The sequence below is a fragment of the Paracoccus aminophilus JCM 7686 genome (assembly GCF_000444995.1).
In the GTDB taxonomy this organism is placed as follows: domain Bacteria; phylum Pseudomonadota; class Alphaproteobacteria; order Rhodobacterales; family Rhodobacteraceae; genus Paracoccus; species Paracoccus aminophilus.
The window spans coordinates 18,129-42,549 of record NC_022041.1 but is presented as its reverse complement, the minus strand read 5'-3'; the positions used below and the strand labels follow the sequence as shown (position 1 = coordinate 42,549).

Sequence of the window (24,421 nt, the reverse complement as noted above, 5' to 3'; positions counted from 1 at the left end):
AAGGCGGGACATGGCGCAGGCCATAGCTTTGACCATTGCGGGCTCTGACAGCGGCGGCGGCGCGGGGATTCAGGCCGATCTCAAGACATTTTCCGCGCTGGGAACCTATGGCGCTTCTGTGATCACAGCGATCACCGCGCAGAACACCCGCGCGGTGACGGGGATCGAGGCGGTCTCTCCGGCGATGGTCGCGGCCCAGATCGACGCGGTTTTCGACGATCTGCGCGTTGATGCGGTCAAGATCGGGATGATCGGCGGCGCGAATGTGATCACAACTGTCGCCGAGCGTCTGCGCCACCATCTCGCCGTCCGGCCGATCCCGGTCGTGCTCGACCCGGTGATGATTGCGAAATCCGGCGACGCTTTGCTGCCTGCCGATGCGATCACCGCGATGCTGCGGCATCTGCTGCCGCTCGCCACCGTCCTGACGCCGAACCTGCCCGAAGCCGCCGCTTTGCTGAACATGGCCGAGGCCACCTCGCCGCAAGACATGGCGCTGCAAGGCCAGACCCTGCGCGCCAAAGGGCCGCGCTTTGTGTTGATGAAAGGCGGGCATGGGCGCGGCGAGATCTGCACCGATCTGCTGGTCGGCAGCCAGATCCTGACCCTGACCGCCCCGCGTGTGATCACAAAAAACACCCATGGCACCGGCTGCTCACTGTCCTCCGCCATTGCGGCGGGGCTCGCGCAGGGCTTGGCCGTGCCCGAGGCGGTCAAGGCCGCGCATCGCTGGTTGCAACAGGCGATCCGCGCCGCCGATGACCTGCAAATCGGCCAAGGCCACGGCCCGGTCCATCACTTCCACGCCTTCTGGCCCGCGAAAACCCGCGAGGCCGCCGAATGACCACGCCCGTCACCGTCCTTGGCGCGGGCGTGCTTGGCCTTGCCATCGCGACCGAGCTCGCCGCACGGGGCATCCCCCTGCGGATCATCGACCCGGCAGGCGGCCCCGGCCCGCAGGGGTGCAGCTGGTGGGCGGGCGGAATGCTCGCCCCCTATTGCGAGGAGGAAAGCGCCGAGCCTGCGGTCGTTCGCCTTGGCCTTGATGCCGCCGATTGGTGGGCGCGCCATGGCGCCACGGTCCACCCGACCGGCACGCTCGTCCTCGCGCTTGGCCGCGATCAGGCCGAGCTCGACCGCTTCGCCCGCCGCACCCGCACCCATGAAACCGTCACCGCGCCCAAGATCGCCGCGCTGGAGCCCGAGCTGGAAAGCCGATTCCGCCGTGGTCTTTTCTACGCCAGCGAAAGCCACCTGACCCCGCGACAGGCCCTGACCGCCTTGCGCGACGGGCTGGCCGCCAAGGGCATCGAGATTGAAACCGAAGGCACGCCCGAAGGGCTGGTCGTCGATGCGCGCGGCTTTGCGGCGCGCGATGCCCTGCCCGATCTGCGCGGCGTACGCGGCGAGATGCTGATGATCCGCTGCCCCGAGGTCACGCTCACCCGCACCATTCGCCTGCTGCATCCGCGCATCCCGCTTTACATCGTCCCGCGCGGCGAGGGCGTCTATATGCTGGGCGCGACCATGCTGGAAAGCGGCGCGAAAAGCCGGGTCACAGCGCGGGCGGCGGTCGAGATGCTCTCCTCGGCCTATGCGCTCCACCCCGGTTTTGCCGAGGCCGAGATCCTCGAGCTCGGCGCCGATGCCCGCCCGGCCTTCCCCGACAACCTGCCCCGCCTGCGTCGTCGCGGCAGCACGCTTTTCGCAAACGGCCTTTACCGCCACGGCTATCTTCTGGCCCCCGCCGTGGCCCGCATGGCTGCCGATCACCTTCAGACGGGCCAGATCCCGGAGTTCATGGATGAACATAATCCTTAACGGCACCCGCCGCGCGGTCAGCGGCCCGACTGTCGCCGATGTGCTGGCCGAAATCGGTCTGGGCGAGGTCAAAGTCGCCACCGCGCTCAATGGCGAGTTCCTGCCCGCCGGTCTGCGCGCCACAACCGCAATCTCGGACGGAGACGCGCTCGAGGCGCTCTCCTCGATGCAAGGGGGCTGACATGCCTGTCTTTTACGGGAAAGAAATCACCAGCCCGCTGATGCTCGGGACGGCGCAATATCCCTCGCCCGCCATTCTGGCCGAGGCCTTTCGCGCCTCGCACGCCGGGATCGCCACGGTCTCGCTGCGGCGCGAGGGCGGCGAGGGCGCGGCCTTTCACCAGCTCATCCGCGAGCTGAATGTCGCGGTCTTGCCGAACACCGCAGGCTGTCATGGCGTCAAGGAAGCGGTGACCACCGCCCATATGGCACGCGAGTTTTTCGACACGCCCTGGATCAAGCTGGAGGTGATCGGCGATCACGACACACTGCAACCAGATGTTGTTGCTCTGATCGAGGCGGCGCGTATCCTTTGTAGTGAAGGCTTCGAAGTCTTCCCCTATTGCACCGAAGATCTCTCGATCTGCGAGCGGCTTTTGGACGCCGGATGCAAGGTCTTGATGCCTTGGGGGGCTCCTATTGGCTCAGGTCGTGGTCTAAACAACATTTATGGGCTGAAGACCTTGCGGGCCCATTATCCTGATGTGCCGCTGGTGGTGGATGCCGGGATCGGCCTGCCCTCTCATGCGGCGCAAGCGATGGAGCTGGGCTATGATGCCGTGCTTTTGAACACCGCCGTCGCCAAGGCGGGCGATCCGGTGGCGATGGCGCGCGCCATGGCTTTGGCGATCGAGGCGGGCGCGCTCGCCCGCGCCGCCGACCCGATCGAGGCCCGGGACATGGCCTCTCCCTCAACGCCCCTGATGGGCATGGCGGTGCTGGCATGACGCTTCCCCGGTTCTATCCGATCTTCGACACGGCCGATTGGCTGCCCCGCGCTTTGCCACTTGGCGTCAAGCTGGTGCAAATCCGCGCCAAGGACCGCACACCCGAGGATCTGCGCCTTGAGCTGACCCGCGCCCGCGATCTTTGCGCGGCGGCGGGGGCGCAATTGGTCGTGAATGATTACTGGCGCGAGGCGATTGATCTCGGCTGCGATTACGTCCACCTTGGTCAGGAAGATCTTGACGAGGCCGACCTGCCCGCGATCCGCCGCGCCGGCATCCGCGTCGGCATCTCGACCCATGATCATGCCGAGCTTGACCGCGCGCTGTCCTTTGCGCCCGATTATATCGCACTGGGGCCGGTCTGGCCGACGATCCTGAAGAAGATGAAATGGGAGCAGCAGGGGCTCGACCGCGTGTCCGAATGGAAGCGGCTGATCGGCGATATTCCTCTGATCGCGATTGGCGGCATGACGCCCGAGCGCGGCGCGCAAGCCTTTGCGGCGGGGGCGGATGTGGTCTCGGTCGTGACCGATATCACGCTGAACGCCGACCCCGAGGCCCGCATCCGCGACTGGCTGGCGGTCTGCGCCACAGCCAAGGCCCCCGCATGAGCCGCTATGCCCGCCAGATGATCCTGCCCGAGGTCGGCCCGGAAGGGCAGGCCCGGCTGGGCGCGGCCCATGTGCTGATCGTCGGCGCGGGCGCGCTTGGCGTCCCGGCGCTGCAATATCTGACCGGCGCGGGCGTCGGACAGATCACGCTGGTCGATGCCGACGGGATCGAGGCCACGAACCTCCACCGCCAGCCGCTTTACCGCATGGCGGACATTGGCCGCCCGAAAGCCGAGGTCGCGGCCGAGGTCATGGCCGGGCTCAATCCCGAGGTCCGCGTGACGCCGCTCCTTGACTGGCTAACGCCCGCCAATGCGGCGGATCTCGTCACGCGCGCCGATCTGGTGCTCGATTGCGCCGACAGCTATGCGGCGAGCTATATCCTCTCGGACGTCTGTTTTGCTGCGGGAAAGCCGCTGATCTCGGCCTCGGCCTTGGGGCTCGAGGGCTATGTCGGCGGCTATTGCGGCGGTGCGCCCTCGCTGCGGGCGGTCTTTCCCGACCCCTCGGGCAATGGCGCGACCTGCGCCACGGCGGGCGTGCTTGGCCCGGTCGTCGGCACGCTTGGCGCCTTGCAGGCCCAGATGGCGCTGCGCGTGCTCTTGGGGATCGCGCCCTCGCCGCTTGGCCTTTTCATCCGCATGGATGCCGATCTGCGCTTTTCGCAATTCCGCTTTGACCGCGCCCCGGAAAGCCCCGGCCCGCGCTTTATCGCCCGCGCCGATCTGCGCGCCAGCGATCTCGTCATCGACCTGCGCCCCGAGGATGAGGCGCCCGTCGCCGCCACCCCCGATGCCCTGCGCCTGCCCGATTACGGCGCGACCGGCCTCCTGCCCGATCCGGGCCGCCGCATCGTCATTGCCTGCCGCTCGGGGCTTCGCGCCTGGCGGGCCGCCAACCGACTGACCGGCCGTTGGAGCGGAGATATCGCGCTTCTGGCCCTTCAAGGAGAAACCGAATGAAACATACGTTGCTCGCGGGCGCCTTCGCCCTGATCGCCCAGCCGGTGCTGGCCGCTGACAAGCTGACCCTGATGCTCGACTGGTTCGTGAACCCCGATCATGGCCCGATCATCGTCGCGCAGGAAAAGGGTTTCTTCAAAGACGAGGGGCTCGATCTCGAAATCATCGCCCCCGCCGATCCCGCCGATCCGCCCAAAATGGTCGCCGCCGGTCAGGCCGATCTGGCGGTGAGCTATCAGCCGCAGCTGCATCTGCAAGTCCATGAGGGCCTGCCCTTGGTCCGTGTCGGCACGCTGATCGCAACGCCGCTCAACTGCCTGATGGTGAATGCCAATGGCCCGATCCAGACCGTGGCGGATCTCAAGGGCAAGAAGATCGGCTATTCGGTCTCGGGCGTCGAAACCGCGCTGATCAATGCGATGCTCGCCCAAGCCGGACTGACCCCGAATGACATCGAGATGGTCAATGTCAACTGGTCTCTGACGCCGGCGCTAATGACCGGTCAGGTCGATGCCACCATCGGCGGCTATCGCAATTTCGAGCTGACCCAGATGAAGATTGAGGGCGGCGAGGGTCGTTGCCTTTTCGTGGAAGAACAAGGCGTTCCGACCTATGACGAGCTGATCTTCGTCGCCAATCCGTTGAAGCTCGACCGCGACGAAACCCGCCGCTTCCTCCATGCGGTCGAGCGCGGCGCGCAATATATCGTCAACCATCCCGAGGAAAGCTGGGCGCTCTTTTCCGCGACCGCGCCCGATCTCAAGGACGAGCTGAATGCGCAGGCGTGGAAAGACACCGTGCCGCGCTTCTCGCAAAGCCCCGCCGCGCTCGATCAGGGCCGCTATGCGCGCTTCGAGGCCTTTCTGCGCGAGGCCGCGCTGATCGACAACATCCGCCCGGTGGGTGATCTGGCGATTGATATCGGCTGGCAGGAAGGGCCGCGCCCGTGAGCGGTCCGATGAACTCTCCCGATTACGGCCCAGATTACGGGCAGGCCTTCGCCGCATGGCGCAAGGATTGCGCCAGCGACTGGCACGATTACACGCGCCATGCGTTCGTCGAAGGGCTCGGCTCGGGCGCTTTGCCCCGCGCCGATTTCCTGACCTATCTGCAACAGGATTACGTCTTCCTGATCCATTTCTCGCGCGCTTGGGCGCTGGCGGTGGTCAAGGCCGGCAATTTCGAGGAAATGCGCGCCTGCTCGGCCACGGTCCATACGCTGCTGGATGGGGAAATGGCGCTTCATGTCGGGATTTGCGAGGCGGCGGGAATATCGCGCGCCACGCTGGAAGCGACGGTCGAGGCGATCCCGAACCTTGCCTATACGCGCTATGTGCTCGACAGCGGCTTTTCCGGCGATTTCCTCGACGTGGTCGCGGCGCTTGCGCCCTGCGTTCTGGGCTATGGCGAAATCGGGCTGCGCCTTGCGCGCGAGGCCGCGCCCGACACGCCCTATCGCGACTGGATCGACACCTATGCCGGCGAGGACTACCAGAAAGCCTGCCACGCGGTCGGCGCGCTTTTGGACAGCGCCATTGCCCGCCGTCTGGGCCCCGATGCGCACAGCCTGCCGCGCTGGCGCGAGCTCTCACAACGCTTCGCCACCGCGACCCGGCTCGAGGTCGGTTTCTGGGGCTTGGGCCGGGCATGAGCACAGCCGCCCCGTCTGGCGCCCCGTCCCATCCCCAACTGGCCGCCCATCTGGCGGGTCGGGCTTGGGTCGGGGACGCGCCTTTGTTCGGGCCGATCGATCTGGACCTGCGCGCGGGCGAATGGACCTGCCTGCTTGGCCCCTCGGGCGTCGGGAAATCGACGGTCTTGCGCCTGATCGCGGGGCTCGAGACCGGCGTGCGCTTTGAGGGCATCGCGGAACGGCAGACGCCGGTCGCACTGATGGCACAGGATCCGGGGCTGATCGGTTGGCTCGATGTCATCGGCAATGTCATGCTGGGCGCGCGGCTGCGCGGCGAGCGTCCCGACCGCGCCCGCGCCGAAGCTCTGGTCGCTGCCGTCGGTCTGGCCGAGCGCGCCGATCACCGCCCCGACCGCCTCTCGGGCGGGCAGCGCCAGCGCGTGGCTTTGGCGCGCACGCTTTTTGAAGATCGCCCCTTGGTGCTGCTCGATGAGCCCTTCTCGGCGCTGGATGCGCGCACGCGGGCGGGGATGCAAAGCCTCTCGGCGCGGCTGTTGGAGGGGCGGACGGTGCTTTTGGTGACCCATGATCCGGCCGAGGCCGCGCGTCTGGGCGACCGGATCGTGCTTTTGACCGAAACCGGGCTCGAGGATCAGCCGATCCCCGGCCCGCGCGCGCCGGGTCAGGCGCGTCCCTTCGATGCGCCCGAAGTCATGGCAGCCGAGGCCGCCCTTTTGCGCAGGATGCTGGCATGAAGACCCTGAAAGCCATCCTGCCCGTCCTGATCGTCGCCTTGCTGATTTGGCAAGGCATCATCTGGATCGCGCAATTGCCGCCCTTCCTGCTGCCCTCGCCCGTGGCCGTGGTGAAATCTTTGTGGCTGAACCGCGCCGAGATCGCGCAGGCCGCCAGCTTCACCGGGGCCGAGGTCGTTCTGGGTTTCGTGATCGGCGCGAGCCTTGGCGCGGCGCTCGCGGTCATCATGGCCTCGTCGCGGCGCATCAGCGGCGTGCTCCACCCGCTTTTGACCTTCAGCCAGACCATCCCGGTCTTTGCGCTGGCGCCAATCCTGACGCTCTGGCTGGGCTATGGGATGCAGCCCAAGATCGCGATGACGGTGCTGATCGTCTTCTTCCCGGTCGCCTCGGCCTTTCTCGATGGCTTGCTGCGCACGCCTGCCGCCGCGCTCGATCTGGCGCAGGTCATGGGGGCCTCTCCGGCGCGGCGGATGTGGCATCTGCGCATTCCCGCCGCTTTGCCGCAGCTTGGAACCGGGCTGCGCCTTGCCGCCGTTTATGCGCCGATTGGCGCGGTGGTCGGTGAATGGGTTGGCGGGGCCAAGGGCTTGGGCGCACTGATGATCCACGCCAATGGCCGGATGAAGACCGATCAGGTCTTTGCGGCGCTTCTGGTCCTGTCGCTGATGACCGTGATCTTCGCCCAGCTGATCGCCTACATCCTGCGCCGCGGGCTCAAGCGCTACGGCGCCTAGAAGCCGCGCAGGGAACCGGCGGGGGTCCGGGTCAGGGCCTCTGCCTCTGCCAGATCGCCGGGCGTGTTCACATTGGTGAACGGGTCGAAGGGCTGGCTGGCAAAGACCGCGCGGCCCGGATCATAGGCCGCCGCGAACTGCCCCGGCCTCAAAAGCCCGCTTTCGATCGCCTGCGCCAAGTCTTCGCGCAGGCTGACCGGCCAGAGCGAGCAGGTCGGATGATCCTGCATTCGCCCCGTTTCGGCGTCCGTGCTGGCCGCGAGCGCAATCCCGTGCCGCCCCGCCGCCTCGCGCAGACGATGCACCAGATCGAGCGGCAGGAAGGGCGTGTCGACTGACACGCTCACCACCGCCTCGGCCCCAAGCCCGGCGGCCCATTCCATCCCCGCCAAGATCCCAGCGAGCGGACCCGGAAAGCCCGGGATCGTGTCGGCGATGATCGGGAGCTTATAGCCCGCGAAAGCCTCGGGATCGGTATTGGCGTTGATCGCCACCGGCGCGCATTGGTCCGAAAGCCGGGCGATGACCCGGGCCAGCAAAGTCTCGCCCCCGAGGACGCGCAACGCCTTGTTGCCGCCGCCCATTCGGGTGGCACGGCCTCCGGCGAGGATGATCGCGGGGAGTTTTTTGCTCTTCGGGCCCAGAATATTCACCATTTTCGGCTGCATCCCCTTCACTGTGACGGGGCGACATGCGAAAGGCCAGCGCTCTCTGCCGGTCCCAGCCGCAAGGTTGAGGTCGGGATGAAATCGGAATGGCCTGACATATTGAATTTCAGCCCGCCCAGCCCGATGTGGCTCAAGACATGCAAGGACACGCGAATGATCCGACAGACCGCCCTCAAACTTTCCATGCTCGGAGCGATGTCTCTCGCTTTGGCAGCCTGTGACGCGGTGCCCCAGCAGCAGAATGCCGCACTGGTCGAGGCCCGCAATGGCCAGAACATCTACAGCTTCATCGTGCAGGAAAAGGCCACGACCATCGGCTATCAGAACGCGCTGAACGCGCAGGTGAAAACCCGCGCCGCCCAGTTCTGCCCGCGTGGCTATCAAGAGCTGTCGCGCAAGGATGGCGGGATGATCGTGCGCTCGGACAAGGGGCTGCCGGTGCGCTGGTACAAGACCGTGGTCGAGGTCAGCTGCAAAGCCTGAGCCCTGGGGACGGAAAAAGGCGCCGGATCGCTCCGACGCCTTTCGCTGATCTGATGTGCGGGGCTTAAGCCCTGATCTTAGGCAAAAAGCTTTGCCGCCGTCGTCGCGGCGCGGCGACCGAGATAGCGCGCGCCGTCCAGCTCTTCCGGCCCCGGCTGACGCGAGCCGTCGCCGTTCGCGATGGTCGTGGCGCCATAGGGCGCGCCGCCGACGATCTTGGAATTGTCCATCTGACCGGCGAAACCATAGTCGAGCCCGACGACGGTCATGCCGAAATGCAGCATATTGGTGATGATCGAAAACAGCGTGGTTTCCTGACCGCCATGCTGGGTCGCGGTCGAGGTGAAGGCCGCGCCGACCTTGCCGTTCAAAGCGCCGCGCGCCCAGAGACCGCCCGCCTGATCGAGAAAGTTCGACATCTGCCCGGTCATCCGGCCAAAGCGCGTGCCGGTGCCGATGATGATCGCATCATAGTTTTCCAGATCCGCGATGGTCGCGATCGGTGCCTTCTGGTCCATCTTGTAATAGGACGCTTTGGCGATTTCTTCCGGCACCAGCTCGGGAACGCGCTTGATGTCGACGGTGGCGCCGGTTTCGCGAGCGCCTTCAGCGACGGCTTCCGCCATCTGTTCGATATGGCCATAAGCCGAATAATAGAGAACGAGAACCTTGGTCATTTGCCTGTCCCTTGGGAATCACACGCAATCATGTCGAACTCAACTTAAGAGCCGATGAATGGTTCGGTTAGTCCGTCAGTTTCAATTGCCGCGTTCGAAAAAACCGAACGTCAGGATTTCAGCCCGGCGGCAATTGCCCGGCCCAGAGAGAAGGCGCGCTGTTCAAGGATCACCGGCGTCTCGCAGACATAGGTCAGCGATTGCTGGCGGTCGGTGAAGATGCGCGTGTCCCAGTCGAGCGCGGCTTCCTCTTTGTCGATCGCATCGAAGTCCGGTTTGTCGGCCTTCTGCATCGCTTCCATCTTGCCGCGACGGTCATCGATCTGCTGGGCGAGCGCGACCTGCTTGTGACCATAGCGGCCGATCCCCTCGATCAGCGAGGCGCGGCGGCTGTCCAGACGGTCGAAGATCGCCACCATCAGCGCGGTGAGCTGGTCATTGCTGGCCGTCTTGGCGTAATCGCCGATCTGCTTTTCGGCATCCTCGACCGAAACCCGCCTTTGCTCGAGCGCCTCGGCAAGATTGGCGATGTCGCGCGTCTTCGCCAGCTCTTGCTGGGCCTCGGTCGGCACCGGGCCGGTCCAGACCTGCCCAAGCGACAGATGCGGCTGCTTGCGCTGGATGCAGGGCCAATCAGGATCGGTGCCCGTCTCGGCCCAAGCCATCCCGGCCCCAAGGCCTCCGACCATTGCCGCCGTCAGAAGAATCCGCTTCATATTCCCCCCTTTCGCCGGGCCCAGAGCCCCTTGGATGGATCATACATCCAGACCGCACCCAGAAAGAAAGCTGCAAGACAGCCCAGCACCACAGCAAGGGACAGGAAATTCACCTGTCCGTAAAGCGCAAAGCGGATCAGTTCCACCGCATGGCTGAACGGGTTCAGCGCGCAGATGCGGTAAAGCAGCACCGAGGCCTCTTTCATTCGCCAGAGCGGATAAAGCGCGGTCGAGGCGAAAAACATCGGGAAGATGACGAAATTCATCACCCCCGCGAAGTTTTCAAGCTGCCGGATGCCCGACGACAGAAAGAGCCCCATCGCCCCCAGCATCAGCCCCGACAAAAACAGCGCGGGCAGAACCGTAACATAGCCCCACAGCGGCACATGGATGCCCCAGAGCCACGCAATCGCCAGAAAGGCATAGGCTTGCAGCAGAGAAACCAGCACCCCGGCGACCAGTTTTGAGCCCAGCAGGAACCAGCGCGGGAACGGGCTGACCAGCAGGGTGCGCATCGCGCCGGTCTCGCGGTCATAGACCATAGAAAGCGAGCTTTGCATCCCGTTGAAGAGCTGGATCATCCCGACCAGACCGGGCGTGACATAGACCTCATAGAGCACATAGGTCTGATAGGGCGGCGTGATCGAGAGACCCAGCACGGCGCGAAATCCCGCCGCGAAGATGAAAAGCCAGACCAGAGGCCGGACCAGCGCGGCAAGGAAGCGGCCGCGCTGGTTGATGAAGCGCAGGGTCTCGCGCTTGGTGATGCCCAGAAAAGCGGTCGCCCAAGCGCGGGCGGGAAAGCGGCGGACATTCATGCGCTTTGCCCCGTCAGTTCAAGGAATGTCGTCGTCAGATCTCCACCGGCCTCGATCTCGCCAGCCAGACCGCGACGCAGGACCCGCCCCTGATGCAAGATCACCAGCCCGTCGCTTGGCGCGATCTCGTCCATGATATGCGTGGCCCACAGCGCGGAGACGTTTTCCTCGGCGATCAGGCGGCGGGTGAGCGCAAGCACCTCGGCCCGGGATTTCACATCCAGCCCGACCGTCGCTTCGTCGAGAAGCAAAAGCTCGGGGCGGTTGATCAGCGCGCGCGCAATCTCGGCCCGGCGGCTTTGGCCCCCCGACAGCGCCGAAACCCGGACATCGCGGCGATCGGCCAGATCGACCAGATCGAGCACCTGCGCTATGCGCTCGCGGGCCATGCGGCGAGAAATCCCATGCAGGCTGGCGTGGTATTCGAGGTTCTGGCGCACGGTCAGATCGGTATCGAGCGCGCGCGACTGAAAGACCACGCCCAGCCGGGCCAAAGCCTGCGCGGGATCACGGCGCAAATCATGGCCCGCGACCCGGATCACGCCTGAACTATTGGTGTAAAGTCGCGTAATCAGCGAAAACAGCGTGGTCTTGCCCGCGCCGTTCACGCCGAGCAGCGCGGTGAAACTGCCGCGCGGCACGGTCAGAGAAACATCGTCCAGCGCCTTCACCTTGCCGAAATTATGGCTGACATTGTCGATCTCAAGCGCAGGGCTGTTCATGATATCCCGTCGATGATCAGGACCGGAGGCGGAAGCGCCTCCGGTGTTGGCACGCCGCTATTAGCGGATGGTGAAGGTGGCCTTTTGCGACTCGCCGGTCGAGCGCGGGATCGACAGCTCATAGGTGCCGGGCTTGATCGCGATGAAGGTCATGGTGATTTCACCGGCCTCGTCGAATTCGAACGAATGGATGCCCATCGGACGGATCTCGATCGAGTTGATGACGACTTCATTGACCCAAATCGCGCGGAAGAAATCACCGCCCGACAGGCCAAGCTCTTGCGTCCCGTCCGCGACGATCTTGATGCGGTAATAGCCGCCCGATTGCAGCGTATAGGGGCCCTCAGCGACCGGCTTGCCCGCGCTGAGCGTCAGCGGCGCCAGATCCTCGCGATTGGCCTTGGCCATAATGCCCGAAGGTCCGAAATCGTGGTGTTGAACGGCACCTGCTGCCGGGGCGGCAGCTGCTGCCGGGGCGGCAGCTGCTTCGGCCGGTTTGGCCTCATCGCCGTCATCATCGTCATCCTTTTGCGCGGCCGCGCCCTGATCGGCCGCAGCACTCGCGCCGGGCTTTGCAGCCGGAGCCGTTTCTTGCGCAGCGGCAGGCAGGGCAAGCCCCGCCATGATCATCAGACAGGTCAGCAATCGGGTCATGGTCTTCCTCCTTGTCGAGATTATTTTGTCGCGTTTATTTATTTATTGGGAGCAATGGTGACCCCCCAGGGCTGTTGGCCCACGGGGATCGATTTCACGACTTCTTCTTTCGCGACATCAATGACTGACACGTCATTCGAATTGCCGTTGGTCGTGTAGAGGTATTTCTGGTCCGGCGTGAAGGCGAGCTGCCAGACGCGCTGGCCGACCAGCAGGTATTTCTCGACCTCCATGGTCTCGCCATTGATCACCGCAACCCGGTTCGCCGGGCCGAGCGCGACAAAGACCTTCTTGCTGTCCTTGGTCACGCGCACGCCGACGGGCTGGATCGCCTCGGGCAAAACGCCGGGGATCTCGAGGGTGATCTTCTTGATGACTTCGCGGGTGGCGGGGTCGATGACGCTGACCGTGCCGCCGATCTCTGCCGAGACATAGAGATGTTTCTCATCCGGGCTGAATTCGGCGAAGCGCGGCCGGGAATCGACCAGCGTATTCGCGGTGATCTCGAAGGTCGTGCTGTCGATGAAATGCGCCATATTGGTGGTTTCCGAGGTGTTCACCACGGTCTTGCCATCCGGGCTGACCGCCATGCCCTCGGGTTCGACGCCCACCGGGATCTCGGCCAGAACCTTGTGGGTCTTGGTATCGACCACGGTGACGAGGTTGTCGTCCTCATTGGCGATATAAAGCGGGTTGCCCGAGGGATGGAGCACGAAGAGCTCGGGGTCAGGCCCCGAGGGCAAGGTGTGCATCTCCTCCATCGTGTCGGGGTTGAAGACCCGGACGAGGTCATCGTCCGAGACGCAGACATAAAGCTCCTTGCCATCGGGGCTGATGGTGATGCCCCGCGGGCGGGCGCCGACCGGATAATGACCGATCACCTCCATCGTTTCGCTGTCGATGACGGTGACGTCATTGCCCTTTTCATTCGAGACGAAGACGCGGTTCGCCAAGGCCGGAGTCGCGGCCATGCAGAGCAAAAGCGCGACAGAGGTCTTCAATGCAGCTTTCATGGTCTCCCTCAGAATTTGCATTCGGTTTCAGGACGGTCGATGCCCAATGTGTCGAGCTGTGAGCTTTGGTGCAGATATTCGTCTTGCGGGCTGACCGAGGCGACGATCTTGCCCGATGTCAGCAGGATCGGCTGACGCAGCTGGTGGTCCCAGTCGCGCAGGGTCAGCTTCTGGCCCTTGAAGCCCGCAATCTCGAACTTGTCCGAGAGCATGAAGGCCTTGAGTGCTGCCGGATCGGCGGATTGGGTTCGGGTCGCGGCCTCGCCGATCATGCGCAGGGCCAGCCAGCTTTGGTAGTCCTCATCCCGCATCGGGCGCTTGGCCAGCTTTTCGAAGCGGTTCTGGAACTGCATCCCGCCATAAGCCTCAAAGCTCGCATCCCAGCTTTGCGGCACCAGCCCCGCCGAGCCGGTCACCGGGCGCGGATCCCAGGTCTGATAGGGCAGATAGGCGGCAAAGATCCCGGCCTCATCTGCCGTGACCATGACATCATAGGCCTTCGCATCCTGCGTGAAGACCGGCATCTGCTTTTGCACCTGCACATAGCCGGTATCCGTGCGCCGGGCGCCGCCGGTGTCCTCATAGACGCGGCTCTCGACGATCTTGGCGCCGAATTTCGTCGCCGCCCGCTGATAGGCCGCGCCCAGCGCCTGATCCTCGGGATGGCTGCCGGTCACGAGAAACCAGTTCGGCCAGCGTTTCCACATCAGAAACTGCGCGAGCCCATCGGTCAGCATCGCATAGCTTGGCGCGATATGGAGCGTGTTCACCCGGCAATCCTTGCCGCGCAGATTATCGCCCCGGGCCCGGGCATTGAGCACCAAGGCGCGGTCTCCGACCTGATCGGACAGCGCCAGCGTCGTCGCATCATCGGCCAGAACCACGACGAACGGGATCTTTTCGGCGAGGATCTTGTCCATCTCGGCCTTGGCGGTGTCGGGCGTCGCGGTGACCTCAAGCGCCTCGAAATCCTGGCCCATGAACTTGCCGGTGGTGTCATTGTCCTCGATCGCCAGCCTTGCGCCGGCAAAGCCCAGATCGGCCGGCGGCAGATCGAGCCGCGAGATCGGCGGCAAGCTCTCGCGATCGACCCGCAGCACCGCGGCCCGGATCTGGGTCAGTGCCTTGGCCCCGGTGGCCGGGGTCTCTTGCGCAAAGGCAGGACTTGTGCCCGCCACGGCGAGCAATAGAAACGCGGCTGCATTCTTCATGTGACTCTCCCCCCGAATCATCATGGCGGGCGAATCGTCTTGCGCCAACCCGGCAATAAGCCCTTTGCAAACTCAGGGAGATTTCCCTGAAACTTTAGCATGATATGACTTTTGGGTGATGGACGGAGCGCCGAGGCAAGGCGCATCTTCGCCGGGTGACGTGATGGGCTCTTCATCTGCACCCCTGCCGCAAACCACGGCAGAGTGCCGAAGATCGGCCCCGATGTCCTTATCATTGGAGGGAAATTTGGCTTGGCCAAGACGGATTCTTCGTCGATGATCGCGACAGGCTTTCGTATCCCCTTCAGGCTTCACAATCTGACTATTCTCAGGAGGAGTATCTGATGACCCGCATGTTCGCTTTCGCGGTCGCCGGGGTCGTGGCCTTTGCCTCTACGGCCATGGCGCACGGCCCGGTGCGATTGAAGCTCGAAATGGACGAGGTCCTGAATGCGACGCCCGACGAGGTTTGGGCGGTGATCGGCAAATTCGACGATATGAGCTGGCATCCCGCGATCGCAAAGACCGAGATCAGCGGGGACGGATCAGTGGATCAGCCCGAGAAATCCGAGCGCGTGCTGCATCTCAAGGGTGACGGGGATCCGACCATCACCGAGGTTCTGGCGAAATGGCAGCCGGAAAAGCGCTGCTACGGCTACCGGATCGAAAAGGTCGAGCTCTCGGTCCTGCCGGTGACGAATTATGCGGCAACGCTTTGCGTTCAGGATGAAGGCGGCAAGGCCAAGGTGGTCTGGAAGGGCGGCTTCTATCGCGGCGATCCGAACGGCAAACCCGCTCCCGAACACAGTGACGAAGCGGCAACCAAAGGGGTCACGGCCATCTATCAGGCTGGTTTTGACGCTTTGGCAGAGAAATTCGGCAAGGCACCGTGATCCGGGCAGCCCTTCTGTGCTGCACCCTTGGCCTCTCCCCGGCTTTGGCCGGGGATCTGGCCTTCGTGACCTCGCAAAATGCGGATATGGTGACGATTGTCGATCTTGGCTCGGGGCAGATCATCTCCTCGACCCCGGTGTCCGGCGCCCCCGCGCCGGTCGCCTATGACGCGCAACGCAGTCTGGCCTATGTCATCTCGGCCAAGGACGGCGTGCTGCATGTGCTGAACGAGACCGGGCGCGATGTCTGGCGCATCAAACTGGGCGAAGGCGCATTCGGCATCGCCATTGCGCAGGACGGCGGGCTTTTTATCACCGACTGGTATGGGCACCGGCTGTCACGTTACGACGGCCGCCTCTCTCGGATCTGGAGCGTGCGGACCGGCGCCTCTCCCGCAGGTGTCGCGCTGACCAGCGACGGTGCGCTGGTGGCCACGGCAGACCGCGACGATGACCAGATCTCGCTTTACGACGCCTCGAACGGGCGACGGCTGCGCGCGATCAAGGTCGGCAAGCATCCCTATGCGATCGTGGCCTATGATGGCCGGCTCTGGACCACGGACGTGCAGTCGGACACGGTCACGGTCGTGGACCCGATCCTCGGGCGGGTCGAGGCGACGATCCCCACCGGCAGCCACCCCTATGGGCTCGCGTTTGCGGGCGGCAAGGGCTTTGTCACCAATCAATATGCTGGCACGATCTCGGTCTTTGACGCCAAGACGTTGGCGCCACTCGCCACGCTGGAAACCGGGGATTACCCCGAAGGCATCGCCACTTTGCCCGATGGCAGTGGCGTGGCAATCGTGCATTGGGAATCGAACACGATGGTGATCGTGGATGCCGCGACACTGGCCGTGCGAAAGTCGATCGAGCTGCCTGACGGGCCCCGGGCCTTCGGCCTCTTTACCGGGCGACAACAGTAGCGCGCACCAGCTCGCGTCCCGCGGCTTCCCAGCCATCTGTCCCCAGCGGATACCAATAAACCTTGGTATAGCCGAGCGCGACGGCGCGCTTGCCCGCATTCCAGCTCATCCAGCAATTGGCGCGGCAGAAGATGACGAAAGGCTGCGCCAAATCACCCTTGGTGACCTGCTTCAGCCCGTCCTCAAGTCGAGCCGTTTCCGCCCGGTTCAGCTTGTCGTAGCCGGTGTTCCACAGCCAGATCGAGTCCGGGATCGTCAGATGCGGCTCGGGGCGCCAGACCGTGTGCTCGGGCAGATTGTCGGGGCGAAGCTGGCGCGGATAGACATCGACAAAGGGCATGCCCTGGTCGTGAAAGGCCAGAGCTTGCGCCGTGTCGATCACCTCGGCCCCAGTCAGGGTCGGGGGCACAGGCGCGTTATAGGGATCGCTGCGAAAGCCCTCAGGCTCGGCCACGGGTGCCGCAGGCGGGCTTGCGGCATTCGCATCGGGCGACGGCGCGCCCTCTGCCCAGACCGTTCCTGCGATCAGACAAAGGGCAAGCGCCAGCGCCTTCATGGTTTCAGCTCCTTGCCGTAATCATCGAGCAACGGCACCCCGGCATCCCGTAGAATGGTGTCGATCTCGGTTTGATTGCGGCGAATGAAGCTGTTGAGCTCACGCTTCCATTCCTGCTCGGCCGGGCGCACGCCCATGGTGATGCGGAAAAACAGCTTCGGATTTTCGGGATCTTTCAGCAAGGGCACGAATTGCAGCTCGGGATCGTCCTTGACCAGAGGACCGGCGAGCGGCCCCCAGACCACCGCCGCCGCAAGCTGCCCTGACTTCACCTGCGCCAGCATATCGCCGACCGGATCACGCACGCGGCGATCGACGAAGAGGTCGAAGCCATGCATGTCCTTGGCCAGCCCGGCTTTCGCGAGATGGGTCGCGGGCGGCGTTCCGGCGACGACGCCGATCGGCTGACCCTGAAGCGCAGGGTCTTTCAGCGTATCGACCTTGGCCAATGCGCTGTCCTTGCGCGTCACGATTCCATAAGCCGAGGTGTAATAATGGTTCGTGTTCTGAACCATCTCATCGCCCTGCGCATAGCCGATCACAACGTCACAGACCCCAGCGCGCAGGGTCTTGGTGATGAAGCCCATGCCTTGCGGGAACCATGTATAGACCACCGGCAGGTTGAGCTTTTCGCCCAAAAGCGTGGCGATCTTGTTTTCGAAGCCGCGCCCATCCTCGGAGGACATCGGATAGGCTCCCGGATCGGCGCAGACGCGCAATTCGTGATGTGAGCGCAGATCAGCGACCTGCGCCGCGACGGGGGATCCCATCGCGGCGAGGCCAAGCATCAGGGCTGCGATGCGCGCGCGCATCAGCCGTTCATGCAGGAATCTTCCTGCGTCGTGAAGTCCGCCGTCTTCTCGGCCTTCTTGGCCGGACGACCGCGCGGGATTTCATTCGTGCCGCGGGCGAGCAGATAAGCGTAGATGTCATCCACATAGCACCAGACGTTCTTGTTGGTGCCGAAAGCCGGCATCACCAGGTTCGCGGCCTTGCTGACATCTTGCTTCCCCGAGGCAACGATCTGCTGGAATTCGTAATAGTCGATCTTGAGAACCGAATCCTTCAGCGCAGGCGCATAGGTCGAGCCCTCGCCGTCGGGACCGTGGCAAACATGGCATTCCGCCGAATAGCGGCGATAGCCCGAGAACGTGGCATAATCCACCGTGCCGTCCGCCTCGACTTTGAAGGTCGGAACGCCCTCGGCCGTGTACCAGCGACCATTTTCCATGTGATCCGCTTTGATGTCCTGCCCGTTGGGAAGCGTCGTCGCCCCTGGCGTGACGGTGATCCCCTCTTGCGAGGCCGGTGCGGCATCGGTCGAGGCGGGCTGGCTTTCAGCAGCCGGAGCAGTTCCTTCGGTTTTGGCTGCCTGTTCGTCGGTCGTCTGGGCGGCGGCAACGCTTGCCAGTGCCAGCCCAAAAGCGATCACACCTGCGGTCGCGGTGAATTTCATTGTTGTTCTCCCTCCCTTGGTCGCACGAAAGGACCGCCCAAAGGTTAGGCTCGGGGCGGTCCTTGGATAGATGACAGTTCAGGAATCTGAACTAAAGTATGAGAATATGAGGCCTAACTGCCTCTTAGCCGGGCACTTCGAAGACCGTCAGCTGGCCGCCGAGCTCGGTATAATCCGACAGAGCCGCATAGCCGCCGACCGCGCCGAGACCTTCGTTCGGGTTGGTCAGGCCAGCCGCAAGGCCGATCCCGGCCCAGCCACCGACGCCCGAGAGGATGCCGATATACTGCTTGCCCTTGTGCTCGTAGGTCATGACGTTGCCGATGATGCCCGAGGGGGTTTTGAACTTGTAGAGCTCTTTGCCCGTCTCGGCATCGACTGCCTTCAGATAGCCTTCCAGCGTGCCGTAGAAGACGACATCGCCTGCGGTGGCCAGAGCGCCCGACCACACCGAGAACTGCTCAGGCAGCGACCATTTGATCTCGCCCTTGGTGTTGTCCCAGGCGATGAAGTTACCCATGCCGCCATGGCTGTTCGGGGCCGGATACATGGACAGCGTCGCGCCAACATAGGGCTGGCCCGCCGTATAGGCGACGCGGAAGGGTTCGTAATCCATGCAAACGTGGTTGGTCGGCACGTAGAACAGATTGGTTTTGGGCGAGAAGGCCGCCGGCTGTTGGTCTTTCGAGCCAAGCGCCGCCGGGCAAACCCCGGTGGTGTTCTCGTCTTCGCCGTTCTGGCTGGTCGAATATTGAGCCACCACGGCCGGGCGGCCATAGGTCTCGGATTTCGGATCCATATCGACGCCGGTCGTCCAGTTCACCGCCGGGTCGAATTTCTTGGCCACCAGAAGCTCGCCGGTTTCGCGGTCAAGCGTATAGCCCAGACCGTTGCGGTCGAAGTGGGTCAGAAGCTTGCGATCCTTGCCGTCGATCTGCTGGTTGGTCAGGATCATCTCGTTGACGCCGTCATAGTCCCATTCGTCATGGGGCGTCATCTGATAGAACCATTTGGCCATGCCGGTGTCGGCATCGCGGGCCATGATCGTCATCGACCATTTGTTGTCGCCCGGACGCTGCGACGGGTTCCAGGTCGAGGGGTTGCCGGTGCCGTAATAGACCAGGTTCAGCTCGGGGTCATAGGAATACCAGCCCCAGGTCGTGCCACCGCCGATTTTCCACTGATCGCCTTCCCAGCTCTTCAGCGAGCTGTCCGGCCCGATCGGCTTGCCAAGTGCGGTGGTCTTTTCGGGATCGACCAGCATCTCTTTGTCCGGGCCGGTGGAATAGGCTTTCCACGCCAGCGAGCCGTCCTTGATGTTATAGGCAGCAGCATAGCCGCGCACGCCGTATTCACCACCCGAGATGCCGACGATCAGCTTGTCCTTGACGGGCATGACGGTGGCGGTGTTGGTCTCGCCGATCGCCGGATCGCCGGTCTTGACCGACCATTTCACCGCGCCGGTTTTCGCGTCGAGCGCGACCAGCGTGGTGTCGGCCTGATGCAGGAAGATCGTGTCATCGGCATAGGCCAGACCACGGTTGACGGTGTCACAGCACATGACGGCGATGACGTTCGGATCCTGCTGCGGCTCGTAGCGCCACAGGATCTTGCCGTCATTGTTCAAGTCAAGCGCGAAGACGTTGTTCGGGAACGGCGTATGGACATACATGATGTCGCCGATCACCAGCGGCGAGCCCTCGTGTCCACGCAGCACGCCGGTCGAGAAGGTCCATGCAACCCGCAGGTCCTTCACGTTATCCTTGTTGATTTGATTGAGGGTCGAGTAGCGCGTATTCGCATAATCACCCGTCTGGATTGCCCATTGTTCGGGCTTAGCGATCGCGGCCGTGACGCTGTCGTTGGCCAGCGCAGCTGTGCCTGACAGCAGCAGCGCGATGGAAGCGCCGTTCAGCAGTGCTTTCATGACTTTCCTCCCTTGGTGTCGCGACGCGTCCTTATGGACACGTCATCAACTTAATAGGAGGATTGGTATGCCAAAGCCTTCCGTCAATCGAACCGGGACTCATCTAGGTCTAAAGTATTAGGGAAATTCGGCATAAGGCGAGTGAGCTTTCCCCCGGTATTCACCGGGGGAAAATTTCTCTGATAAATCAGCCCAAACGCTCGGCGTGCCAGGCGACGTGATCGGCCATGAAGGTCTGCACGAAGAAGTAGCTGTGATCGTAACCTTCCTGCATCCGGAAGACGCCGGGCTGGCGACGCTCCATCATCGCATGGGCCAGAGCTTCGGGCTTGAGCAGGTTCAGGAACTGATCCGATGCGCCCTGATCGATCAGGATTTCGCGCGGATAGCCGCGCTCGCGCATCAGCACGGTCGAATCATGGGCCTGCCATTTCGATTCGTCAGCGCCGAGATAGGCCGTGAACTGCTTGCGGCCCCAGTCGGACTGGCTCGGGTTGGCGATGGGCGCGAAGGCCGAGACCGATTTATAGGTCTCGGGGAAGGTCATCGCCAGCGTCAGCGCGCCGTGGCCGCCCATCGAATGGCCGGTGATGCCCTGCGCATCGCGGTCGAGCGGGAAGTTCGAGAACACCAGCTCGGGCAGCTCATGGGCGATGTAGTGCCACATCTTGAAATGCGGGCTCCACGGCTTCTCGGTCGCATCGACGTAAAAGCCCGCGCCCTGCCCCAAATCATAGGCATCGTCATTGGCGACGCCTTCGCCGCGCGGCGAGGTATCGGGGAAGATCAGCGCAATGCCGTATTCCGAGGCCCATTCCTGCGCGCCCGCCTTGGTCATCGCGTTTTCATGGGTGCAGGTCAGGCCCGAGAGATACCACAGCACCGGCACCTTGCCGAACTGAGCCTCGGGCGGCAGATAGACCGCGAAGGTCATCTCGGTCCCGGTGGTTTCGGACTTGTGCTTGTAGACGCCCTGCGTGCCGCCAAAGCTGCGGTTTTCGGACAGGGTTTCATAGGTCAGCGTCATTCTTGCTCTCCTCTCGTCAGATCCTGGAACATGACCAGCGCATCGACATAGCCATGGATGGGGTGATCGAATGCCGCGGGCAGCCGGCCCACAATCTCAAAACCGGCTTTCTGCCACAAATGGACGGCATCCTGATTGGTCGAAACCACGAAGTTGAATTGCATGGCGCGAAAGCCCTGCTGCCGCGCCCAGTCCTTGGCATGATCGACCAAGGCCCGCGCCACCCCGCGTCCGCGCGCGGCGGGCGCCGTGGCAAAGCTTGCGTTGGCGACATGGGCGGCCGGTCCGGGGCGGTTGCGGCCGACATGGCTGATGCCCAGCACCTGCCCGTCAACCTCGGCCACGAAGGCGGTGAAGGGCGCGGCGAACCAATCGGCCAGAGCCTCTTCGCGCGTGATGTCTTGCGGGATGCAATAGGTCTCTCCAGCGCGATAGACCGGCTGGAGGATCGCCCAGATGGCCTCCTCATCAGAGGCCAAAGCGGGGCGTATCGCTACGCCCCGGCTGTCTGTCGTCATTTCAGCTCGTCCGACGAGCGGATGACCTTGCCCAGCAGACCGTAGTCCAGCGCCTCTTGCGTGTTCAGCCAGAAGTCGCGTTGGGTGTCTTTCTCGATCCGCTCGATCGTCTGACCGGTGGCGTCGGCGAAGATGTGGTTGAGACGGTCGCGCATGATGCGAACCTGCTCTGCCTGGATCATCATATCGGTCGAGGTGCCGCCGATCCCGCCCGAGGGCTGGTGGATCAGGAAACGGGTGTTGGGCAGGCAGAAGCGGTTTTCCTTCTTCGCCGCAACGAAGATCAGCGCGCCAGCCGAAGCCACCCAACCCGAACCGATGGTGCGGACGGTCGGTTTGATGAACTTGATCACGTCATGGATCATGTCGCCGGATTCGACGTGACCGCCGGGCGACGAGATCAGCACATTGATCGGCTTGTCGCTTTCTTCTGCCAGAGCGAGCAGATGGGCAACGGTGCGCTGCGCCAGCTTGTCGTTGATCTGGCCCGCGACGATCACCGTGCGCGATTTGAAATAGAGCTTCCCGATCTTGTCGCCTTCCGGCAGGCCCAGCCCCTCATCCTTGGGAGCATCCTGACGCGGCTCGTCCTCGTCATCATCGTCGTCGTCCAGAATGAAATGCTTTGCCATGATCGGTCCTTTCATGTTGACGGCGGAGCCGGTTCCCCGCCCCCGCCGTCTTTTACCTAAGCAGTGCTTGAGGATCAGTAAACCACCACCGCGCGGATCGATTCACCCTTATGCATCAGATCGAAGCCATGGTTGATCTCGTCCAGCGTCAGGATGTGGGTGATCATCGGATCGATCTCGATCTTGCCGTCCATGTACCAATCGACAAAGGTCGGAACGTCGGTACGGCCACGCGCGCCACCGAAGGCCGAGCCTTTCCAGACGCGGCCGGTGACCAGCTGGAACGGACGGGTCGAGATTTCGGCGCCAGCAGGTGCCACGCCGATGACGATCGACTGGCCCCAGCCACGGTGGGTGCACTCAAGCGCATCACGCATGACTTTGACGTTGCCGGTGCAGTCGAACGAGTAATCCGCGCCACCGATCTGGTCGAAGGGCGTCTTGGTCAGGTTGATGATTTCCTGAACCACGTTGTCGACTTTCGACGGGTTGATGAAATGGGTCATGCCGAAGTGGCGCGCCATTTCTTCTTTGCCGTCGTTCAGGTCCACGCCGATGATCTTGTCAGCGCCAGCCATTTTCAGGCCCTGAAGCACGTTCAGGCCGATGCCGCCCAGACCGAAGACAACGGCGGTCGCGCCGATCTCGACCTTTGCGGTCTTGATCACGGCGCCGATGCCGGTGGTGACACCGCAGCCGATGTAGCAGATTTTTTCGAAGGGGGCGTCTTCACGGACTTTCGCCAAAGCGATTTCCGGCAGAACGGTGTGGTTCGCGAAGGTCGAGCAGCCCATGTAGTGATAGATCGGGGTGCCGTCGAGCATCGAGAAACGGGTGGTGCCATCGGGCATCAGGCCCTGGCCCTGGGTCGCGCGGATCGAGGTGCAGAGGTTGGTTTTCTGCGACAGGCACGACGGGCACTGACGGCACTCGGGGGTGTAAAGCGGGATCACGTGATCGCCGACTTTCAGCGTGGTGACGCCTTCACCGACTTCGACAACAACGCCCGCGCCTTCATGGCCCAAGATGCAAGGGAAGATGCCTTCCGGGTCAGCGCCCGAACGGGTGAAATCATCGGTGTGGCAAAGGCCGGTTGCCTTGATCTCAACGAGGACTTCGCCCTTCTTCGGGCCCTCGAGATTGACCTCCATGACCTCCAGAGGTTGGCCGGGTGCAAGGGCAACAGCTGCGCGTGTTCTCATTTTGGGCTCTCCTTGATGTTGCGGGCCGTGCCGGCCAGCCTGTTCGTCATGTCTTGCTGTCGAGGTCTCGATAGCGGTGGGGGCCAGTTTCCCGGCCCCCGACGTTGTCTAGTCTAAATGATACCAGCTCAGGCCGGAAGGGCGCCGGAGCGTTTCGCGACATGGGTCGCGATCGCATCCATGAGCGGCGGGGACAGCGCGTCATAGGGCTCGAGGCCGAGCTCTTTCAGACGGGCGCGAATCGCGTCCATGCGGCTCGGCTCGACGCCGGATTCGATGATCGAGCTGACGAAAGCTGCGAATTCCGGAGCGGCCCAGCCGTCGGTGCTCGACAGTTCGGTGTGCACGAAATCGAGACCGTAGAACGGATGGTTTTTGTTCTCGATGCGGCCATACATGTGAACGCCGCAATCTTTGCACTTGTGGCGCTGGATCGGAGCGTCTTTGTTGACGATCTCGAGTTTCTCGGCGCCCGAAACCACTTCGACGGCATCACGGCCGACGACGGCGATCTGCGAGAAGACTGCGCCTTCCGGCTTCCAGCACTTGGTGCAACCACAGACGTGGTTGTGGGCGGTCTGCGAAGCAACTTTCACTTTGACCGGGTTCGATGCGCATTTGCACTGAAGCTCGCCACCAGCGAAGCCGGGCTTCGACGGCTTGATGCCATTATCAACGGCGGGGTGAATTTTCACGCCAGAAGTATCAACCATGGTCCATCCTCCGATAGGACTAAATCTGTTCGCAAAATCACGCGTGCCGGGCACCGGGCGCAAGTGGTCAAAAGGTTGTATCCCGAAGATAAAACTGCTGAAATTGCTGCAAAACAGAGAAGATCGGCGCAGGGGCTCAACCTGCG

At 63.3% G+C, this 24,421-nt stretch carries 30 protein-coding genes; 13 read left to right on the top strand and 17 right to left on the bottom strand.

Features of this window, described 5'->3' with window-relative positions; genetic code table 11:
* Positions 1-10 precede the first annotated feature (10 nt).
* From thiD to JCM7686_RS00200, 10 genes are read left to right on the top strand one after another with little or no spacing between them, the layout of a single operon-like run.
* Positions 11-844, top strand: a complete 834-nt coding sequence (thiD, locus tag JCM7686_RS00245) for a bifunctional hydroxymethylpyrimidine kinase/phosphomethylpyrimidine kinase (RefSeq protein WP_020948865.1) — start codon at positions 11-13, stop codon at positions 842-844.
* Entirely contained in the window at positions 841-1,821 is a 981-nt protein-coding gene (locus JCM7686_RS00240; RefSeq protein ID WP_020948864.1) for an FAD-dependent oxidoreductase, read from the top strand. The genes thiD and JCM7686_RS00240 overlap by 4 nt, the downstream gene beginning before the upstream one ends.
* Positions 1,805-2,002 (top strand): sulfur carrier protein ThiS, encoded by a 198-nt coding sequence (gene thiS, locus JCM7686_RS00235; protein ID WP_020948863.1) that lies wholly within the window; start codon positions 1,805-1,807, stop codon positions 2,000-2,002. Before JCM7686_RS00240 ends, thiS begins: the two co-directional genes overlap by 17 nt.
* 1 nt (position 2,003) lies before the next feature.
* Positions 2,004-2,768: a thiazole synthase gene (locus tag JCM7686_RS00230; RefSeq protein WP_020948862.1), complete on the top strand. Its 765-nt coding sequence runs from the start codon at positions 2,004-2,006 to the stop codon at positions 2,766-2,768.
* Complete coding sequence (locus tag JCM7686_RS00225; protein ID WP_020948861.1) at positions 2,765-3,379, top strand: thiamine phosphate synthase; 615 nt, start codon at positions 2,765-2,767, stop codon at positions 3,377-3,379. The genes JCM7686_RS00230 and JCM7686_RS00225 overlap by 4 nt, the downstream gene beginning before the upstream one ends.
* Complete coding sequence (locus JCM7686_RS00220) at positions 3,376-4,341, top strand: HesA/MoeB/ThiF family protein (protein ID WP_020948860.1); 966 nt, start codon at positions 3,376-3,378, stop codon at positions 4,339-4,341. The genes JCM7686_RS00225 and JCM7686_RS00220 overlap by 4 nt, the downstream gene beginning before the upstream one ends.
* Positions 4,338-5,291: an ABC transporter substrate-binding protein gene (locus JCM7686_RS00215; protein ID WP_020948859.1), complete on the top strand. Its 954-nt coding sequence runs from the start codon at positions 4,338-4,340 to the stop codon at positions 5,289-5,291. Before JCM7686_RS00220 ends, JCM7686_RS00215 begins: the two co-directional genes overlap by 4 nt.
* 8 nt (positions 5,292-5,299) lie before the next feature.
* Entirely contained in the window at positions 5,300-5,992 is a 693-nt protein-coding gene (gene tenA, locus JCM7686_RS00210) for a thiaminase II (RefSeq protein WP_020948858.1), read from the top strand.
* Positions 5,989-6,729 (top strand): ABC transporter ATP-binding protein, encoded by a 741-nt coding sequence (locus JCM7686_RS00205; protein WP_020948857.1) that lies wholly within the window; start codon positions 5,989-5,991, stop codon positions 6,727-6,729. Before tenA ends, JCM7686_RS00205 begins: the two co-directional genes overlap by 4 nt.
* Positions 6,726-7,466 carry an ABC transporter permease gene (locus tag JCM7686_RS00200; RefSeq protein ID WP_020948856.1) on the top strand — a complete coding sequence of 247 codons (741 nt, stop codon included), beginning with the start codon at positions 6,726-6,728 and terminating at the stop codon, positions 7,464-7,466. Before JCM7686_RS00205 ends, JCM7686_RS00200 begins: the two co-directional genes overlap by 4 nt.
* Here the strand turns inward: JCM7686_RS00200 and mobA are convergent.
* Positions 7,463-8,122, bottom strand: coding sequence for a molybdenum cofactor guanylyltransferase MobA (gene mobA / locus JCM7686_RS00195; protein WP_020948855.1), 660 nt, complete (start codon positions 8,120-8,122; stop codon positions 7,463-7,465). The two genes, JCM7686_RS00200 and mobA, sit on opposite strands and share 4 nt — an antisense overlap.
* A gap of 165 nt (positions 8,123-8,287) precedes the next feature.
* On the opposite strand from mobA, the gene JCM7686_RS00190 reads away from it, so the two are divergent.
* A complete protein-coding gene (locus JCM7686_RS00190) occupies positions 8,288-8,617 on the top strand; it encodes a hypothetical protein (RefSeq protein ID WP_041527018.1) in 330 nt (109 codons plus the stop codon).
* A 77-nt stretch (positions 8,618-8,694) separates the two neighbouring features.
* Here JCM7686_RS00190 and wrbA read toward each other — a convergent pair whose 3' ends face one another.
* The 7 genes from wrbA to JCM7686_RS00155 form a co-directional block, all read right to left on the bottom strand.
* Positions 8,695-9,294 (bottom strand): NAD(P)H:quinone oxidoreductase, encoded by a 600-nt coding sequence (gene wrbA, locus JCM7686_RS00185; protein WP_020948853.1) that lies wholly within the window; start codon positions 9,292-9,294, stop codon positions 8,695-8,697.
* A gap of 110 nt (positions 9,295-9,404) precedes the next feature.
* Positions 9,405-10,010, bottom strand: a complete 606-nt coding sequence (locus tag JCM7686_RS00180; protein WP_020948852.1) for a hypothetical protein — start codon at positions 10,008-10,010, stop codon at positions 9,405-9,407.
* Positions 10,007-10,828, bottom strand: a complete 822-nt coding sequence (locus JCM7686_RS00175; protein ID WP_020948851.1) for an ABC transporter permease — start codon at positions 10,826-10,828, stop codon at positions 10,007-10,009. Before JCM7686_RS00175 ends, JCM7686_RS00180 begins: the two co-directional genes overlap by 4 nt.
* Positions 10,825-11,550, bottom strand: a complete 726-nt coding sequence (locus JCM7686_RS00170) for an ABC transporter ATP-binding protein (protein ID WP_020948850.1) — start codon at positions 11,548-11,550, stop codon at positions 10,825-10,827. The genes JCM7686_RS00175 and JCM7686_RS00170 overlap by 4 nt, the downstream gene beginning before the upstream one ends.
* 60 nt (positions 11,551-11,610) lie before the next feature.
* On the bottom strand, positions 11,611-12,204 hold the full coding sequence (locus JCM7686_RS00165) for a cupredoxin domain-containing protein (protein ID WP_020948849.1): 594 nt from the start codon (positions 12,202-12,204) through the stop codon (positions 11,611-11,613).
* A 38-nt stretch (positions 12,205-12,242) separates the two neighbouring features.
* Positions 12,243-13,217, bottom strand: a complete 975-nt coding sequence (locus JCM7686_RS00160) for a YVTN family beta-propeller repeat protein (protein WP_020948848.1) — start codon at positions 13,215-13,217, stop codon at positions 12,243-12,245.
* 8 nt (positions 13,218-13,225) lie between these two features.
* Positions 13,226-14,428 carry an ABC transporter substrate-binding protein gene (locus tag JCM7686_RS00155; RefSeq protein WP_020948847.1) on the bottom strand — a complete coding sequence of 401 codons (1,203 nt, stop codon included), beginning with the start codon at positions 14,426-14,428 and terminating at the stop codon, positions 13,226-13,228.
* 344 nt (positions 14,429-14,772) lie between these two features.
* Between JCM7686_RS00155 and JCM7686_RS00150 the strand changes: the two genes are divergently transcribed.
* Positions 14,773-15,321: an SRPBCC family protein gene (locus tag JCM7686_RS00150; RefSeq protein WP_020948846.1), complete on the top strand. Its 549-nt coding sequence runs from the start codon at positions 14,773-14,775 to the stop codon at positions 15,319-15,321.
* Positions 15,318-16,244, top strand: coding sequence for a YncE family protein (locus JCM7686_RS00145; RefSeq protein ID WP_041527017.1), 927 nt, complete (start codon positions 15,318-15,320; stop codon positions 16,242-16,244). Before JCM7686_RS00150 ends, JCM7686_RS00145 begins: the two co-directional genes overlap by 4 nt.
* Here JCM7686_RS00145 and JCM7686_RS00140 read toward each other — a convergent pair.
* From JCM7686_RS00140 to gfa, 9 genes are all read right to left on the bottom strand, one after another.
* Positions 16,225-16,800, bottom strand: a complete 576-nt coding sequence (locus JCM7686_RS00140; RefSeq protein WP_020948844.1) for a rhodanese-like domain-containing protein — start codon at positions 16,798-16,800, stop codon at positions 16,225-16,227. The two genes, JCM7686_RS00145 and JCM7686_RS00140, sit on opposite strands and share 20 nt — an antisense overlap.
* Positions 16,797-17,612 carry a substrate-binding domain-containing protein gene (locus JCM7686_RS00135; protein ID WP_020948843.1) on the bottom strand — a complete coding sequence of 272 codons (816 nt, stop codon included), beginning with the start codon at positions 17,610-17,612 and terminating at the stop codon, positions 16,797-16,799. Before JCM7686_RS00135 ends, JCM7686_RS00140 begins: the two co-directional genes overlap by 4 nt.
* A complete protein-coding gene (locus tag JCM7686_RS00130) occupies positions 17,612-18,256 on the bottom strand; it encodes a c-type cytochrome, methanol metabolism-related (protein WP_020948842.1) in 645 nt (214 codons plus the stop codon). The genes JCM7686_RS00135 and JCM7686_RS00130 overlap by 1 nt, the downstream gene beginning before the upstream one ends.
* Positions 18,257-18,380: 124 nt before the next feature.
* Positions 18,381-20,183, bottom strand: a complete 1,803-nt coding sequence (locus tag JCM7686_RS00125) for a methanol/ethanol family PQQ-dependent dehydrogenase (protein ID WP_020948841.1) — start codon at positions 20,181-20,183, stop codon at positions 18,381-18,383.
* 187 nt (positions 20,184-20,370) lie between these two features.
* On the bottom strand, positions 20,371-21,210 hold the full coding sequence (gene fghA, locus JCM7686_RS00120; RefSeq protein WP_020948840.1) for an S-formylglutathione hydrolase: 840 nt from the start codon (positions 21,208-21,210) through the stop codon (positions 20,371-20,373).
* A complete protein-coding gene (locus tag JCM7686_RS00115; protein ID WP_020948839.1) occupies positions 21,207-21,728 on the bottom strand; it encodes a GNAT family N-acetyltransferase in 522 nt (173 codons plus the stop codon). The genes fghA and JCM7686_RS00115 overlap by 4 nt, the downstream gene beginning before the upstream one ends.
* The gene (locus JCM7686_RS00110; RefSeq protein WP_020948838.1) at positions 21,725-22,360 is read right to left on the bottom strand and encodes an ATP-dependent Clp protease proteolytic subunit; all 636 of its coding nucleotides are present in this window, start codon (positions 22,358-22,360) and stop codon (positions 21,725-21,727) included. Before JCM7686_RS00110 ends, JCM7686_RS00115 begins: the two co-directional genes overlap by 4 nt.
* 74 nt (positions 22,361-22,434) lie before the next feature.
* Positions 22,435-23,562, bottom strand: a complete 1,128-nt coding sequence (locus JCM7686_RS00105) for an S-(hydroxymethyl)glutathione dehydrogenase/class III alcohol dehydrogenase (RefSeq protein WP_020948837.1) — start codon at positions 23,560-23,562, stop codon at positions 22,435-22,437.
* Positions 23,563-23,690: 128 nt separating this feature from the next.
* On the bottom strand, positions 23,691-24,275 hold the full coding sequence (gfa, locus tag JCM7686_RS00100; protein ID WP_020948836.1) for an S-(hydroxymethyl)glutathione synthase: 585 nt from the start codon (positions 24,273-24,275) through the stop codon (positions 23,691-23,693).
* Positions 24,276-24,421 lie beyond the last annotated feature (146 nt).

Excerpts from the sequence above, each read along its gene's own strand:
- thiD (WP_020948865.1), top strand. The coding sequence starts at position 11 with ATGGCGCAGGCCATAGCTTTGACCATTGCGGGCTCTGACAGCGGCGGC.
- JCM7686_RS00240 (WP_020948864.1), top strand. The coding sequence starts at position 841 with ATGACCACGCCCGTCACCGTCCTTGGCGCGGGCGTGCTTGGCCTTGCC.
- thiS (WP_020948863.1), top strand. The coding sequence starts at position 1,805 with ATGAACATAATCCTTAACGGCACCCGCCGCGCGGTCAGCGGCCCGACT.
- JCM7686_RS00230 (WP_020948862.1), top strand. The coding sequence starts at position 2,004 with ATGCCTGTCTTTTACGGGAAAGAAATCACCAGCCCGCTGATGCTCGGG.
- JCM7686_RS00225 (WP_020948861.1), top strand. The coding sequence starts at position 2,765 with ATGACGCTTCCCCGGTTCTATCCGATCTTCGACACGGCCGATTGGCTG.
- JCM7686_RS00220 (WP_020948860.1), top strand. The coding sequence starts at position 3,376 with ATGAGCCGCTATGCCCGCCAGATGATCCTGCCCGAGGTCGGCCCGGAA.
- JCM7686_RS00215 (WP_020948859.1), top strand. The coding sequence starts at position 4,338 with ATGAAACATACGTTGCTCGCGGGCGCCTTCGCCCTGATCGCCCAGCCG.
- tenA (WP_020948858.1), top strand. The coding sequence starts at position 5,300 with ATGAACTCTCCCGATTACGGCCCAGATTACGGGCAGGCCTTCGCCGCA.
- JCM7686_RS00205 (WP_020948857.1), top strand. The coding sequence starts at position 5,989 with ATGAGCACAGCCGCCCCGTCTGGCGCCCCGTCCCATCCCCAACTGGCC.
- JCM7686_RS00200 (WP_020948856.1), top strand. The coding sequence starts at position 6,726 with ATGAAGACCCTGAAAGCCATCCTGCCCGTCCTGATCGTCGCCTTGCTG.
- mobA (WP_020948855.1), bottom strand. The coding sequence starts at position 8,122 with ATGGTGAATATTCTGGGCCCGAAGAGCAAAAAACTCCCCGCGATCATC.
- JCM7686_RS00190 (WP_041527018.1), top strand. The coding sequence starts at position 8,288 with ATGATCCGACAGACCGCCCTCAAACTTTCCATGCTCGGAGCGATGTCT.
- wrbA (WP_020948853.1), bottom strand. The coding sequence starts at position 9,294 with ATGACCAAGGTTCTCGTTCTCTATTATTCGGCTTATGGCCATATCGAA.
- JCM7686_RS00180 (WP_020948852.1), bottom strand. The coding sequence starts at position 10,010 with ATGAAGCGGATTCTTCTGACGGCGGCAATGGTCGGAGGCCTTGGGGCC.
- JCM7686_RS00175 (WP_020948851.1), bottom strand. The coding sequence starts at position 10,828 with ATGAATGTCCGCCGCTTTCCCGCCCGCGCTTGGGCGACCGCTTTTCTG.
- JCM7686_RS00170 (WP_020948850.1), bottom strand. The coding sequence starts at position 11,550 with ATGAACAGCCCTGCGCTTGAGATCGACAATGTCAGCCATAATTTCGGC.
- JCM7686_RS00165 (WP_020948849.1), bottom strand. The coding sequence starts at position 12,204 with ATGACCCGATTGCTGACCTGTCTGATGATCATGGCGGGGCTTGCCCTG.
- JCM7686_RS00160 (WP_020948848.1), bottom strand. The coding sequence starts at position 13,217 with ATGAAAGCTGCATTGAAGACCTCTGTCGCGCTTTTGCTCTGCATGGCC.
- JCM7686_RS00155 (WP_020948847.1), bottom strand. The coding sequence starts at position 14,428 with ATGAAGAATGCAGCCGCGTTTCTATTGCTCGCCGTGGCGGGCACAAGT.
- JCM7686_RS00150 (WP_020948846.1), top strand. The coding sequence starts at position 14,773 with ATGACCCGCATGTTCGCTTTCGCGGTCGCCGGGGTCGTGGCCTTTGCC.
- JCM7686_RS00140 (WP_020948844.1), bottom strand. The coding sequence starts at position 16,800 with ATGAAGGCGCTGGCGCTTGCCCTTTGTCTGATCGCAGGAACGGTCTGG.
- JCM7686_RS00135 (WP_020948843.1), bottom strand. The coding sequence starts at position 17,612 with ATGCGCGCGCGCATCGCAGCCCTGATGCTTGGCCTCGCCGCGATGGGA.
- JCM7686_RS00130 (WP_020948842.1), bottom strand. The coding sequence starts at position 18,256 with ATGAAATTCACCGCGACCGCAGGTGTGATCGCTTTTGGGCTGGCACTG.
- JCM7686_RS00125 (WP_020948841.1), bottom strand. The coding sequence starts at position 20,183 with ATGAAAGCACTGCTGAACGGCGCTTCCATCGCGCTGCTGCTGTCAGGC.
- fghA (WP_020948840.1), bottom strand. The coding sequence starts at position 21,210 with ATGACGCTGACCTATGAAACCCTGTCCGAAAACCGCAGCTTTGGCGGC.
- JCM7686_RS00115 (WP_020948839.1), bottom strand. The coding sequence starts at position 21,728 with ATGACGACAGACAGCCGGGGCGTAGCGATACGCCCCGCTTTGGCCTCT.
- JCM7686_RS00110 (WP_020948838.1), bottom strand. The coding sequence starts at position 22,360 with ATGGCAAAGCATTTCATTCTGGACGACGACGATGATGACGAGGACGAG.
- JCM7686_RS00105 (WP_020948837.1), bottom strand. The coding sequence starts at position 23,562 with ATGAGAACACGCGCAGCTGTTGCCCTTGCACCCGGCCAACCTCTGGAG.
- gfa (WP_020948836.1), bottom strand. The coding sequence starts at position 24,275 with ATGGTTGATACTTCTGGCGTGAAAATTCACCCCGCCGTTGATAATGGC.